Below are 15,188 nucleotides of genomic sequence, written 5' to 3'. Positions count from 1 at the left end.
TTTGTGTAGATAAGAATTCTATATGACTTTATACGGGCAACTCTCACCGAAACAAAAAAGGTCTATCAGGAATGATATTGCTCAAATAATATCATTGAAGGGGCTAACCTTTCCAAAAGATATCGATGAGATGAGGGTAAGGTTCTCATCACCAGAGAAATTTTTTTCACCAAGAATCAAGATCAATGGCCGAGATGTTTACCTGACTGATGATGGAGCAAAATCTGCACGGCGGATCTGTAATTTCATAACCCAGACTGAAAAATATAGGAGGCTGCTGACCTACAACGACATATTCCATAAGATTCTGTCTGAGTTTGAACGCTGGATAAATGACAATCTTGTTCCTGATGACAAGGAATTCATAGAACCATTGGGTGAATTGCTTTCAAATGAGATCAAAAAACATACCTTTCTGTGCAGAGTAGATGGGATTTCCCTTAAAGGCATAGACTGCCTCTCTTTGAGATGCTCCACTCCATTGGGACCATAGAGATCAAGAAGTATGATGACTCGATAACTTCGGGATGCACAGATGTAAATGACCTACTCGACACAATAAAAAAGGAATATGCCAACAGCCTGGTTATAATGGGAACAGAAATGGGCAGCAGAGCCGCAGCAAAGGAGCGGTTATATCACAATGCAGAGCTATCGCTTTCTGTATTAAGGCTTTATACCTGCGCACTCTATCGCCAAGCCATCCAAGGAGTCAATATCCGGCTGTTGGACGACTGCTTCACAACCTATAAACCTGTGACTACCTTCGGATGGACAGAACCTGGCAAGAGCCTGAGCTTCACAAAGCATTTCGGTTCCATCCAGAATTTCAAGATAGATCCGAATATACTTAATCATCTTAAAAATGATCTATTCTTCAATAAGATATCTACGCTGATAGGAAAACAGGACCGGAATGAGCTTGAAGAGGCGGTGGTCAAGTCGCTACACTGGATCGGTGAGGCACAGAAGGACAAATCACGATCCTCCGCCTGGATCAAGTTGTGGTCCTGTTTGGAGTGTTTCTTTACTATTGGAAGGAAAAAGATATCAGAACGGAATGCGCGGGGGATTGCCGCAATATTGGTTTTTGGTGGATATAGGCATGAACAGTATGACGACTATAACGGACTCAAGAAAAAGATAAAGGAATATTATGGATTGAGATCAAAAATCGTCCATCGTGCAGAGTATACCCACATCGGGAGCATACAGCTTTCTGAGCTAGCATATATTGTCGCATGGGTGATTATCACAATGGCATCCCTGCTGGATAAGGGGTACCAGACCCTATCAAAGGTTCGGGAGCAGAGTGACAGGCTGGATAGGATAAGTACAAGAAAGGCAGCTGCCGAATCAAACTGACTGGCAACTCAATCTGATTTTTCTATTGCAATGTGTGCGAAAGTGATTCTGCTATCGCTTCACCTAAAATGGTCAGGCCTCATAATATTAACTTTCCCCTACAAGATGGAAGCAGACTGCCGAGCCTGAATCCTCAGAGTAACGTTTCATCACCCATTCCCGGAATTTTTTCTTTCCCTTGATCGTGGCGATCTGCTTGCCGGGGGAGTCGTTTTCCAGATTGTGAATATAATGGATGTATGGTCACTCGGTTTGCCTCTCAGTCTAAAATAGCCTTTAAAAGCGCATCCCGTGCATCAGAGAAGAATTGGATATCGACCTTGGTGGCCATATCATCGGACAAATCGAAAAGTTGCCGTCGGCATGCAACCGGCATCAAAAGGGCGGTAGCACCCTTTTCAATGGCTATCTCAGCAATGGTTACTGAATTGTGGACTGGTTCAATGGAGCCGCCAAGGTTGATTTCACCCACGATGATCAACCCGCCACGGACGCTTTTTTTCAATATTGATGTGCATAGCGCTATCAAAGCGGCAACTCCGACTTTTGCCCCTGTTTTGGCAGCGTCAAAAGCCCGCAACTGAACGGTGAATTCATGATTTCGCGGATTCTTGTCCCCTACGAGGTTCACAGACCGTGAATAGAGGTTTTGTTCCGCGTAACTGATGCTCTCTTTGAACGGGGCAGGTACCGGTTTGTTGAGAACTTTAACCCCTGAGCCGGGTCCTTCATTTGCCTCAATCCTGAAAAGCCCCGCATGCTCATCGATTCCGCCTGGGCTGATCGTCCATACCTGGCCAGGCTCCAATGGATCATCACCAATGCTATTTTCACTCTGCAATTCAGGTGTGGAAACGAATTTTTCGACTCCCTCTTCATTAAAAACGTAGGAAAAATGGGTATTTCGAAACTCGGCCGCCCCGATCCGCTTTTGTTGTTCTTTGACCCGTCTTCGGGCTTCGAGCGCTATCCGCACCGCCCATTCCAAATCTTCATCCGGGATTTCGTCGGTTTGGCCGGGGTACAGCAACTTAATCAACCCGCTTGTGGTCATATTGACTGCGTTGGTGTCCCGGCCACTCAGGGCGCCACCATACAAAACCCGGTTGTGTAGGACCGATACACGACTTTCACGCCGGAGGCGGCTCATACATTCAGACAGAAAGTCTGATACGAGCCCGAAATGATTCGTCAGCAGCTCCTTATTAATCTTTGGCACATCCCAGCCTGGCAGGTAGGCGTGGATGCGGTCCATAAATGCCGTGTCATCACGCATTTCTTGAGGCATCGGGCCAAAAAGGTGCCCGATTCGCTGTTGATGTTCAACGTCAACATCGAAATTGCCGACAAGAACTATACAGCCATCTGCACGGATTGACTCTTTGCCCCGGCTAAACTCCCCGGATTCCATGTATCCCTTCATGATGTTGACGCCGTCTTTCTGATCGAAAGAGATACCTGATACCTCATCGAAACAAACCACGTCATACTGGCAAACAAGGCCCCGTCGGCCATTGGCATTATTGACGAACATTTTCGCCACTGTTGCCTTGCCCCCGGATATCAGATGCGCGTAGGGAGAAACTTGCTGGAACAAATGACTTTTCCCGGTACCCCTTGGCCCAAGTTCAACCATATTGTAGTTGCGTTCAACAAACGGCACCATGCGCAGAAAAAAAGCGTTTTGGGTTCTCTCGGATAGCTTTTCAGTATTAATGCCGATACTGCGCAAAAGAAACTGTTTCCACTCCGCCGTTGTAAACTGCTGGCGAGCCTCCGTGAGGATATCCAAAATATCGTGTTTTGAGAGCTGTATCTCGCGCAACCCCTCTATCCCAAACGGTCGGCCGTTTTTTTCCTGTGCAATAGCGGCGTCATAGCCTAATGTAATTTCGGCATAAAATCCGCCTGTCAGCATCCGCTCATGAGTATTTACCAATGCTCCGCTGATTCGAACATCCTTAATCTGCAGGCTTGGCAATGTTGCAAGATAGGAGTCTGTTTTGGCATCCAGCCTGGCGCTGATCAGATCAATTATTTTAACCGCACCCTTTTCCCTTGCACGGGCTTTAAAAAGCTCCTCCTCTCCGGCCTTTACGGTTCGAGCCCGTAGTTGGCGTTGTACGATTTCAAGACCTTCCTCGATTTCTTCAGGATCGATACTTGCGCAATATCTTCCTAAAAGGAATTCGACGACATACGTCGGGACCGGAAACTGTCGGCTAAAGGTTCTAACGAGGTCCTTGCGTACCAGATATCCATCCAGTACCGAAGCGGCCAGATTATCCAGGTGGTCCATTTCCATTAATCCGTACCTCCGCCAATGATCGTCTTTCCCTGTGAGATCAGTTCGCCTGCTTTATCGATGAGCACAATTGATGCTTCGGTTCCCTCAAGCTCTTCGTTTTCAACGACAACCGAACCGATCCCTTTTTCATTGATGGGTTTCACGGTCATCACCACACTATGTTCAGGACTGCCTGCCTTGATTCGGATATCAAAGAGCAGGTCACTAAATTTGCCGTCCACGGCGATTTTGCACCGGAGTCCCTTCCAAACAATATCGGTGATTTCCACTGACGGTGATTGAGAAACAGATGCTCCGGCGGTTACCATTAATTCCATTGTGAGGCATTCCTGCAGGCTCAGCCCTCCATGGGCATATTCCTCACCGGCTTTATAACAACTGATCCCATTGGCAAGCGCGATGCTCTGGTTCTGATTCCAATACCAAGGGTACAATCTTTCTTCCGTAACGGCTCCCGGCTTGATGACCGCGCAACGCCCCCACTTGTTTTCAACGAGGGCAGCAGGCAATTCGATTTTGGGCAAACCGCCTGGTAGCAGCAGCCAGCCATGATCAGTGACAATCCTTACAGTTTTCCACCCGGCTTTCAGTAGCTGCGCCACTCGCTCTGCTATTTCCGTTAGCAATCCATCGATAAATCTGGACAGTTTCCAGCCCCTATCATGTCCCTCATGATCAATATTGCCAAATTCGCACCAACCGAGTCCAGTACCGTCGCCGGAATCCGATTTCTCCAGTACCGACCAGCCGTTTAAGGCTAAAAGTTTTTTTAAATGATAACCGCCCTTGAGTGACTGCTTTGTTTCCTTTACCATCGGCTCGAAATCTGAATTGGCTTCGCCCCCTTCAATGAATTCCCAAACTGGTGAGACAGCGGGTTTACCTGTGGCGGTAACGCTGGGCAGGGCGCTCCAAGAAATCTCTCCCGATACCGTAAGGCCTTTTCTCGATAGTATCTCGGTAAGTTGTTGAGCCAAATCGTACCGCAAACCATCAACAAACAGGATGCATTCAGCCTTTTCAATGGGTCGCTTTTTGCGGTTCGGTAAAGAAGCACCCGGGTACCCGGATTTTTCAACCACCTCTTGTAAATAGCGCGAAGAGTCTTCAATCCATGGTAAATATACGGATTGAATTGCTGTTGCTATAGCCTGAAAATCATCCTCGGAATCAACGAATGAAAGTGAATGCAGTACGGCGGCATCCGCCTTCCATCCAGTGGTGGCATAGGCGGAGGCCAGATCCTTGGAAGTGCCTGCGGTCAGAGGATTGGACGTAATGTCTGAAAGAATCGAGAGGTGCCTCAAGGCAAGGGCCAAAGGCGATTCACCAAGCTCTACCCATACCAGCTTCCGTCTCTCACGATGAGATTTATCAAGTTCAACAATTAGCTCACGCGCCTTGTGGGGGGGGATGGCGTTCAGGCCCTGTAATGCTCTTCTAAGATCCTTTTCCTGATTTTCGTTCCACTGCGGCCAGCCACCATGTGTCTGCGCATTGGAAAATAATTCCAATGGCATCTTGCATTTCCGAATCTGATTCGGGATATTCGAATAGCGGGCAGGGGCTTCACAAAACCGTTCCCAGACCGCTTTCCAAGGTCCTTCATGGATGGCAAGCTTTTCTGCACCAAACAGGACACCTTCTTCCTGAGGATTAAATCCAAGCTGAGATTTACACACCTCAACAAAAGCAACCCACTCGTTTTCATCTCTTCCCGCCCGGAAGGCATCTCCATTATCAAGCCACTGGAGCAGATCCCGTATCGGATCGCCACCGGTCAAAAGGGTGTTGAAATAGTTTTTGTCCAGTCGCTTACCCTCTAAAAGGCTGGTATCCTCATCCATCAAGCGAGAAAGAGCCAGTTGCATGGCATTTTTTGCGTCGTTGTCCTTGGCCACATCAAGCCCGAGTCCGCCCTGATCTGATTTCAAAAAGGCGAGAATGGTCCAATCCTTGCCGTTGATTTGGGACCAGATAACTCCCCTGTATTGCAGCTCCGCCAATGGTTTCAAGTTGTCAGGGCAGCTTTCAACAGCCCTGAGGTCCTGCCGACTGACACCGGGAAGGTAGAATATGGGAACATCTTTGGCGGTTTGATAGCGAACCTGTCTCTCTTTAACACCCTCATCCGATGCGCCATCCACCTGAAGTGTAATCTCCCCTGCCAATACACAACGAAGCCAAATGGCAGGCCCGGTTCGGGCATTCACATGGTAATCGCCAAGTATGTATAAATTCGGAATTTCAACCTGAAGTCTCGGAATGATGGCTTCCCATTGGCGGTCACGATCTGTCCAGAGCGTACATGCAGGGGCAACCTGGATGTCCGGATTGTAGACGGCAGCAGAACAGATCGATTTCAGGAGATGCTCAACTACTTTCATTACCCAGTAACCTCCCAATATCCATGTTTTCTGCGGCCGATGCGATTCAACAGCCCAGTATGTTGTAGCTTTTCCAAGTAGTGTTCAACAGTTCTCGAGGTAATACCGACCAGATTCACCAATTCCAAAGGTACCGATTCAATCATGCCCCACCTTCACCTTGTGCCAGCGCCTCCAGAAGATCGCCTCGCCTGAAAGTTGCTGCTAAACGCTGTAAAGACACATGCTGATTACCATACAAGCGGGGGATCGCATCGCCAATCATTTGGACAGCTCTTTGATAATAAACCTCATTGTTTTGATCGACTATAGATTTGGCATTGTTGAACTTGCGGTGGTCCAGCTGATAAAGAGAGATTCCAAGGTCGCTGAGTAAAAATCGTCCCATCAGCATTGCCAAAAAACAAGAAGCATAGGCTACAAAATCCGGTGTTCCATCGGGTGGGCGGCGCCGTTTATTTTCAGCAAAGCGAAACAGGAGAGTTGCAATAATCGCCTGCGCTCCGTTGAGATTGTCTGTGAAAATCGTATCGTAGAGTTTTCCAAAATGCTCACGGCCATAGAATTTTGCCTGATGCGGGCGTTCTCTCCAAACAGACAATACCGCTACGGCTGCTATGGCGCTACTAATATCACGAGTCCCCAGAGAGGCTTCGCTTCGGTGCCGGTGATAAACAAACCCTAGATCGTCGATAGCCGTCTCCAAATTTTTCTGTTTGTAGTCGTTTGAGCGCAAATCTCGCAGATCGATCGGGTTCTGGCTGTTGGTAGCAAAAGTTATACTGCGAATAAGATCTGCCGATTCGCTTGGAAGCTGGTATAGACGTATGAGCACAAATGCTTTTTCCATGTTGGCGTCGGCACCGGCGAGTTCAGCGAGTGTTCTCTGGATGGTCTTGCAGGTTTGTCCCCCATTAATGATCTGAAGCCCCTCGGCGCGCACTTGGTAATTTTCGCCTTGAAGTGCATTGTATGTGAACTTTCGGCAGAGTAGTGTAATGCCGTTGTTGTAAAAATAAAAGTTTTCGCGCTCCGCTGCGGCTCTTAAAGTATGATTGATTCCCTGGTTCACTCGGTTACCCTGTAGCCCAAGGAAGCGGCGGACATTTCGCTCCAATAAAAGATCGCCATGCCGGTTGAAAAGCACTTCGATCTCTCGTACAGGTATTTTACCAATGAGGACCCGACAATAATCCAAATCCTCGATTATGGCTTTGCCAGCCAGTCGAAGCGTATCATCAACTTGTTTGGCCGCCTGCAGTAAACGAACAAGTTCATCGTGATTTACATGTTCCCACCCTATCTGGTCGTCAGGCAGTCCGGTGCCCTCAATGAGTTGTTGTGCAGCATCAGACCATTTCAGACCATTGTTACACAATACAACCCGCACGCGGGGTATATATCCATCCCTCACCAGGGAACGAATTTCTTCTATGAGCAAAGTGAGTTGGGGGTTTGTTGTGAAACCGGAATCAGGGTCGAACAGGAATTTTATTGCCTGGATGACTTTTTCCACACCGGACTGAGGGAAGTTCGAATCACCTGTCAACTTTTTCTTGTATTTTCCCTGGAACAATGTCACCACAAACTCGCCGTCTTCGACATCGCCCACATGTAGCGCATCGATACCAAAATCATTTCCCCCTTCGGTAATGCAATCCAAGGCTTCCTCGGCAGGAAGATCTAATACGGTCTTGACCGAGAGAAACACAAAAGCCGTAGAGCGCTGTCTGACCTCATCACCTTTGATGTTCAGCCTTTCCTCGAACTCGGCAGCGAGGTCCTCAGCCAGCTTTCTAACACGTTGATCGATAATGCTGACATTGATACTCATGCGGTTATCTCCTTCTGAGGGGTTTTCACAATTTCTGCAGGTTCATCCCCTCGCAACATTGCAGCCATTTTTTCAGCTTTTTTTACTTTCGATAGATCAATTCTAGCCATTACATGTCCGTCAATGGGTGGGATTGCGGAGAGCAGCAATAAAGCCACTCTTCCTATATGACCAGAAATAGTTTCGAAACCGCCAGTACCCAATCTCGCCATCACATTCCAAGATCTGTTTTCAAGAATCATCTGGCGCATTTTTTTATAAGCTTTTTGATTTAGCCAGTTTTGAGGTGTAACCAAAGCTGTAGTCCCGCCCTTTGTACAGAACTCTAAACATCTCAAAACACAGGCAGCCGAGAGGTCAGCCCTTCCGAGAGGGTAGTAGGTGTCAAGGTGATCCTTGAGAACTTCGTCCTGCTTATCCCGTCCAAGATAGGGGACATTTGTCGCAACAAGGGTGTAGCGGTCTGCCAGTAAATCAGCAGCTTTGGCTATGCCCAATGCGATATTATCAGTTTCGTAACGATCGGCTACAGATTCAAATTCCTCCTCCATAGCGGACGCAAGGGTGCGTTTCAGGTGTGCCATGCCCTTTTTATCCGGAAGAGCGCTTCCCAGAAACCGATGGGGATTTATCAGGCTTCCCAAATAGGGAGCTTTGCCGAAAAGATCATAAAGCTGATCGAAAAAGTATCCCAGGTTTCTGTTTGACCCCTGACCCTCTATTATATTTATCCATTGTTCACGAGTTCCGCCGGTGGCAAGCCCAGTACAGGCGATTTGAGGCGTTGGCATGGAGCGATAGCCAGCAAGCCGCCAGGACGTTAATGCAAGATTGAAGGCAGCTATTTCTGTGCAACGCCGGTCGATCTCCAACCCGTGAAGGTTGTCGCGAAGCACAGCATCCGCTGCTTCTTGATTCGACAAGCCTTCCAAATCCATTCGTATTGGAACAAGCATCGAAAAGGCTGCAACCAAAAAGTGCCCCGAACCACAGCATGGGTCGAGCATTTTAAACTCGGACAGGTTATCTGGCCAGCTTTCGAATGATCCGCCAAGAGGTTTCCAAGGGCCGTCTTTCTGCCTAACAAAGCGCAGGTAATCCAATGATACGCCAGGGATGGCTGCCTTGGACCGTAGTTCATCTTCTGTTCTCGCGTTTTCAAGATCAGCAATCTTAAGGCGTCTGGCGGCAAACCAGGCCCCGAGGGTATTGTCAAGCAGGAAACTGACCATATAAGGTTCAGTGAAAAACTGGGTGACTACAGGCAGGTCACGGGTGCTGATCTTCACTTCAGAAATATTGACGTCATCCTTCTTTTTAGCCTGCCAGAATTGATATACCCAACCGAGAGAATCCGAAGCAGCAAAAACGTCGACCGGCAGATTGGCCACTAAATGCTCAAGCTTTTGTTGTTGCTCCGGTGGTAGCACGAGCTGAAAAACGGGTGAATTCGGCCGGAAGATCTGCGGAAGCATGCGGGCGGTAAAACGGGCGGCAAGCTCCCAGCCGTTGGCAGTTCCTTCAGCGGTTGCCAAGTCTTCGCACTCTTCCAGTGTTACAGCCACCGGATTATCAGGATCGGGATACATGAGAAGGTTGTTTTCGGCCAAAAACCTGGAAAAAAGCATGCGGTGCCAGTGCTCATAGGCAACTTCTTCTATCAACCCATCAAGTGCCAGCCGCCCCTCGGGGTTGCAACCATCACCGAGTTGATGGACATGCGATCGAAGCTTGCGTCGCAATTTGCAATCAGCTTCTGTCAGGTGGGGATAAGCCTCTGATTCTCCCACACCCAATTGCTCAAGTGCAACCATGGCGGCATTTTCAGCGATATCGCGAGCATCCTGTACCGTCTTCTCAAGTGTGGTTCGTAGCGACCTTTTTAAATATAGAATCATGGAATATTTACTTCCTGTTTTTCTGAGCTTCCTGCTTTTCCTTCAGGGTTAAATGGTGGTCATTGATGCGATCTCCCTTGAAAAGGTGATACCAGGGCGCGGAGCTCGCGTCCTTACCCCGGTCTTTCCCCCATTTGATGTTTGGCTTATCCCTGAGTACGCCGGCCCCTTTCTTTTTAACATCGCCAACAGTCATAAACGGTCGAATATTCCGGCGCACCCCATCATTAAGGTCTGGATTCCAACCGATGGGCTGATTTTCAAGAGGTTTCCAGCGGACATAAACATCATGAGGGGCTTCGCCATCTAAAATTAATTCCAGTTTCTTTTTTAAAGATTCTGCAGCTGCAAGTTTTTCGTGGGCACCGTCCACACCGTTTTCTATATCCCGTTTTTGGCGACTAATCCAATCTCCCAGATATGTATAAATTAGTGTTTCCAGCAGCTTAAAATTAAGCTTATGATAATTTATCAAGGCAGCAAAACCATCGCTTAGACCATCCCATATGTGCCAGATAAAAGGACGTTGGTGAAAAAGTCTGCAATGTTGAATAAAAAATTTGTCTCGAATCCATGTTTCCAAACTTTTGCCGGAGTGCTCTGCTTTTGAAAGAAGTTCAGCCCTCATAATTGCCGACCATTTACTTCCATAGGCAGCGGCTAACATTTCTTCCAGTCTATCTACAACTTTCATTTCACCTCGTACTGGTGGAATGCAGACAATGCCGTCACCGTCAGCCTTTGCAGTTAGTAGTTTCGATTCTTCAACTAAAAGCTTCGCTTTATCGGAAAGTCTGATCTTAGGGTTAAACTCCGCAGGCCAGCGATAACCTAACAGGCGAGCTACTGCTACATGTAATGGTTCACCGCTTATAGCAGGATGGCCATGAAAAATCCATTGAGTTGGGTCATCAGAATAGGGTTCAGGGAGACCATTCGGAAATTTCTCTTGCGAAATTTTTTCCCAATAATCATAATTGAATTGGACTTTCGCAAGTGTTGCAGGCGTGACACCAACTTTACTATCAAGCTTCCTTACTTCAGTATAATAGTCATCAGAGGAAAGATAGCACCAAAGAGGCAAAAAATATTCCTTTTTTTTGGGGATAATTACCGCTCCGTTCTGATCAAAAATTTCACCAGAATATAGAGTTACTGGTAATCTATTCATTCTATGAACCAGAACCCCACTTCTCCCGCAGCAATCTAAACCCCTTAGTGCAGAGCCCTTTTGATCCCTCAATTCTTTCCCATCACCGTTCCATCTTAATACTTGATACATTCCTTTAAAGAAATCAGTTTCATCTGCAGTTCGTTGGAACGACACCCAAGGATTATCAATCTTCATAAATTCCCAAAAAAGGAAGGAAAATCTATCATTATCTCCCGTTTGAAGGCCCGTTCTTGACGAAGCATAATACTCAACAAGTTTTCCAGTATTTTCAATATCAAGCATGACCCTGGCATCGGGATTATTTAGCTGATTGGCTTGACCAACGCATTTAATTGGTTCAGTTCGTAAATAGTGAGCCTTTGTTTCACACTGCCTTGATTCTGAAGCATCGATCCCAATAATTTTTGAGTCGTTGTTCGCCTTGCGCTTACTTTTAATAATTAAACTTGTATCAAAGGCCCACCAGTCCATAATTTCAAATGCGGCGAAACCGAGTCTACCAATGATATTCCAAGTACAACGACGAAGTAATTTTTTTCTGAGATTCTTATAACTTGTAAGAAACATCCAATTGTGAGGAATGACAATGGCAATAGTGCCATTGTCATTCGCGTATTCTATGCAACGCTCAAGAAAAACAGTTGAGAGATCATTTTTTGCGTCTTTGTAATTCCTTTCACAATATTTTCTTAGTGTTTCATCTTGTTTATTTCTTGATAGATAAGGAACATTCGTGATGACCAAGTGATATTGTCCGTTTAAAAGTCGTGTAGCCGATGATATTCCTCTTGCTACAACACTCAATTCCTTTTTTTCATCATCTTTGTTCCCAGCGGAAGTATGAGCCAATAACGGTTCTAAATGTTCCCAATCCATATCAAAAAGCGACTCATTTAAAACTTCAGACTTCGGATTTATAAGGCTACCCAATACTGGGGCATTTTTAAACAGCTCATAGGTTTTTTCCATTGTTAATCGAATGTTTGTATTATCGCCTACTAAATTAAGCCATTCCTCTCTTTTTGCACTGATTGACAAGCCAGAACAGGCAACATTCAGCTTTGGAAGAGGTCTGAAGTTAGATGCTCCTAAATAGGTCCAGGCGGAAAGAGCCAAAGAGAATGCAGCCAGTTCAACGCAGCGGCTATCCACTTCTAAACCAATTAAATTATGCTTGAGGACAGAATCGATTGCGTCGTGTGCTGAAAGGTTTTCCAACTCCATTCTCATCGGTACTAACATATGGAAGGCTGCAACGAGGAAATGTCCTGAACCACAGCAGGGGTCTATAATTTTTAGCTCACTTAAATTCTCTGGCCAGCGTTCGAAGGTATCTGTTGCAGGCGACCAAGTACTGTCTTTTTGCCTAATAAAGCGCAGATAGTCCAATGGTACACCTTGGATGGCAACTTTCCTTCGAAGATCTTCTTCAGTTTTGGCATTTCGAAGATCTTCTTCAGATAGTTTGTGTTTCGCCCACCATGCTCCTAATGAGTTGTCGAGTAAGAAGCTGACCATGTAGGGCTCGGTAAAAAGTTGAGTCACTGCATGCAGTTCCCGTGCTCCAATCTTGACCTCGGAGGCGTTGACCTCATCCTTTTTCTTGACCTGCCAGAACTGATAGACCCAGCCGAGACTGTCTGATGCGATGAATACCTCCAAAGCCAGATCGGCAACCAACCGCTCCAGTTTTTGCTGATGCTCCGGCGGCAACTCCAGTTGGAACACCGGGGAGTCCAGCCGGAAAATCTGCGGAAGCATTCGGGCGGCAAAACGGGCGGCCAGTTCCCAGCCGTTAGCAGCGTCTTCATCGGCGGCGAGGTCTTCACACTCTTCGAGGGTGATCGCCACGGGATCATCCGGGTCCGGATACATGAGCAGGTTGTTTTCAGCCAAGAAACGGGCAAAAAGCATACGGTGCCAATGCTCATAGGCCACCTCTTCAATGAGCCTATCGATGCCCTGTTCACCTTTGGCATTGCGTCCATCTCCAAGCTGACGTCCATGTGCGCGAAGCCTGCGACGCAACTTTCGGTCATCATCCGATAGATGGGGATAGGCTTTCGATTCCCCCACGCCAAGCTGCTCAAGCGCCACACGTGCTGCTTCTTCGGCAAAGTCGCGGGCCTCCCTGATCGTTTTTTCCAGATTATTTCTAAGCGATTTTTCAAGGGGCTGCATCAGCATTGGCCTCCTTCACGCGAAACCGGAGCATACCCGTTGTTAGCGTCAAAACAAGCGTTGCAGGTCCCAGGAAAGCCTTCAATCAACCGCCGCCGCATATCGGCATCATCTTCGAAAACAGTCATCCAGATGCTCCAGTACCCTCTCGCTGTTGCGGACCGAATGATTTGCCTTCTCATTTCCGGGGTATCGTTGTTTACAAGGTCACTCTTGGATTCCACAGCGATATCCCATGCTTCCCGCCGGTTGATCCATCGCCGGTCTGAAGCTGCAGGGGCGTTGACGGGCTGTTTGTCCAATCCCGTCAACGTGATTGTATCTTGCGCTTTTTGTTTCAGTGCGGGGTTGCCGTTCAGTCTGTCCGATGGCGAAACCAACCCACCCTCCTCGTATTGCAGAGCGTAGAACGTGTTATCCGTATCCGGCCATAGATACTCATTTAAATCTACGTCTTCCTGGCCCTTGGTAGAGTTGCAGTTGGTACAGGAAAGAAGGAAATTGTCCCAATGCAATTCTTCTTCGGGATTGTGCTTTTTCGGTTTTACATGCTCTACCGCCAGGGACGAATCAAGATGCATCTCGCAATAGGAGCAATACTCGCCAATACGCCCGATGAGGGGGCCACGGGATTTGGAATAATGATTGAAAACAATATCATTTCCCTGGCCGTCTGTGGGGTGGTTGCCGCGAATCACCGGGCGCATTATTCATCCCCCTCAGCCGGAGCATCCCCTAAACCGGCGGCAATTTTCTTCATTTCCAGAAAGGCATGGTAGGCCACATTGTCGCTGAAAGGCGCGGAGAGTGCATCCAGCCGGCCCTTCAATTCCTGTTTCCGGTCGGCATCGGCATCCACTGCCTCTTGTAGCAGACTGTAATATTGTTTCGCGGCCTCATACATATCCTGATAACGTTGGCTTCTTTGAGGTATCGGCAGCCCCATTACGTCTTCGACGATGTCCTCAATGGACCGGTCGCTGAACGGATTGGCAGGGCCGGGAGCGGCGATGCCGTCTGGAGAACCGGCTACCGTCTCAATATCGTGCGATTGGTTGAGGTCGATCACCTCGCCGGCCTCAAGCGATTGCAGGATGAAGGGTGAGTGGGTTGTAGAAACAAATTGCATCGCGGGAAAGGTGGCCTTCAAGTCATGAACAACTCTGCGTTGCCATTTGGGGTGCAAGTGAAGATCAATCTCATCAATCAGCACAATTCCGGTAGTTTCCCGGGCAACGTTCAGCCCATAATGCGGATTAAGCAATGACGCCCTATAGGCGATATCTGCCGCCATGGCCACCATATTACGAAATCCATCACTTAGGCAGTTAAAAGGCATCAACCCCTCACGTTCCAGGTCAATCATGATCTGATCTTCATCGGTATCATGGTAAAAGTCTCTCGCATTCGGAACAATGCCGAGCACCGCCTCTTTCACCGTTTGCAGTGCCGGTATGGTCTTTTTTTTCTGTAATTCGGTATAGGACAGCTTTTTCAGCCATTTCTCAAAAGCTTTCTGATCGGATTTTGGATCAAGACAGAATCGGTAGGCATCCAATTGAGAACCGGGTTTACCCGTTTTGACGGCACGGTGGACATCCCATAATCTTCCTGCGCCATAATACAGAAGTACCGGAAGATTGGGACTTTCTCCCTCGCTGATACGTTTTCTTTGATCAGCGCCTTCTCTGACGAGTTCCTTTGCTTTGCCGCCACGGTCCCCCATATCCCTTCGCCAGGTAATAGGGCGGCCATTGAGCAATCCTTCCGCAGTTAAATAGACTTCCTTTTGGGGTTCAAGAAATACCTGCTCGGCTTTTTTTATGACAACAAGCCGCGCATCATCCTTTTTTATACCACTGCGTCCAATTTGGATTTTAGACCCTTGAAAATAGGTGCTGATCATCGTGGACAACGCATCGAGAATCGTTGTCTTTCCAGTACCATTGTCTCCAATCAATACTGTAAAACGGCTATTGAAATTGAATCGTTCATGATCGTATTTTCGAAAATTGCGGAGAACGACATTGGATATTTTCAT

At 47.5% G+C, this 15,188-nt stretch carries 9 protein-coding genes; 2 read left to right on the top strand and 7 right to left on the bottom strand.

Annotated features, from left to right (window positions below):
- Positions 1 to 22: 22 nt before the first annotated feature.
- Both GN112_RS03460 and GN112_RS03455 read left to right on the top strand, forming a co-directional pair.
- Complete coding sequence (locus tag GN112_RS03460; RefSeq protein WP_155308957.1) at positions 23 to 493, top strand: hypothetical protein; 471 nt, start codon at positions 23 to 25, stop codon at positions 491 to 493.
- Positions 469 to 1,365, top strand: a complete 897-nt coding sequence (locus GN112_RS03455; protein ID WP_155308956.1) for a HEPN domain-containing protein — start codon at positions 469 to 471, stop codon at positions 1,363 to 1,365. Before GN112_RS03460 ends, GN112_RS03455 begins: the two co-directional genes overlap by 25 nt.
- Before the next feature lie 259 nt (positions 1,366 to 1,624).
- On the opposite strand, the gene brxL is transcribed toward GN112_RS03455, so the two are convergent.
- The 7 genes from brxL to GN112_RS03420 all read right to left on the bottom strand — a co-directional run bounded on the left by brxL (position 1,625) and on the right by GN112_RS03420 (position 15,188).
- Positions 1,625 to 3,670: a protease Lon-related BREX system protein BrxL gene (gene brxL, locus GN112_RS03450; RefSeq protein ID WP_155308955.1), complete on the bottom strand. Its 2,046-nt coding sequence runs from the start codon at positions 3,668 to 3,670 to the stop codon at positions 1,625 to 1,627.
- Positions 3,670 to 6,060, bottom strand: a complete 2,391-nt coding sequence (gene pglZ, locus GN112_RS03445; protein WP_155308954.1) for a BREX-1 system phosphatase PglZ type B — start codon at positions 6,058 to 6,060, stop codon at positions 3,670 to 3,672. Before pglZ ends, brxL begins: the two co-directional genes overlap by 1 nt.
- 142 nt (positions 6,061 to 6,202) lie before the next feature.
- Positions 6,203 to 7,894 carry an AIPR family protein gene (locus GN112_RS03440; protein ID WP_155308953.1) on the bottom strand — a complete coding sequence of 564 codons (1,692 nt, stop codon included), beginning with the start codon at positions 7,892 to 7,894 and terminating at the stop codon, positions 6,203 to 6,205.
- Positions 7,891 to 9,792: an Eco57I restriction-modification methylase domain-containing protein gene (locus tag GN112_RS03435; protein WP_155308952.1), complete on the bottom strand. Its 1,902-nt coding sequence runs from the start codon at positions 9,790 to 9,792 to the stop codon at positions 7,891 to 7,893. Before GN112_RS03435 ends, GN112_RS03440 begins: the two co-directional genes overlap by 4 nt.
- Before the next feature lie 7 nt (positions 9,793 to 9,799).
- A complete protein-coding gene (locus GN112_RS03430; protein WP_231716919.1) occupies positions 9,800 to 13,153 on the bottom strand; it encodes an Eco57I restriction-modification methylase domain-containing protein in 3,354 nt (1,117 codons plus the stop codon).
- Positions 13,147 to 13,854, bottom strand: coding sequence for an HNH endonuclease (locus tag GN112_RS03425; protein ID WP_155308950.1), 708 nt, complete (start codon positions 13,852 to 13,854; stop codon positions 13,147 to 13,149). Before GN112_RS03425 ends, GN112_RS03430 begins: the two co-directional genes overlap by 7 nt.
- Entirely contained in the window at positions 13,854 to 15,188 is a 1,335-nt protein-coding gene (locus GN112_RS03420) for an AAA family ATPase (RefSeq protein ID WP_155308949.1), read from the bottom strand. Before GN112_RS03420 ends, GN112_RS03425 begins: the two co-directional genes overlap by 1 nt.

This window comes from Desulfosarcina ovata subsp. ovata, assembly GCF_009689005.1.
Classification (GTDB): domain Bacteria; phylum Desulfobacterota; class Desulfobacteria; order Desulfobacterales; family Desulfosarcinaceae; genus Desulfosarcina; species Desulfosarcina ovata.
The sequence above is the reverse complement of the archived record's forward strand: the minus strand, read 5'-3'. Positions and strand labels throughout refer to the sequence as shown.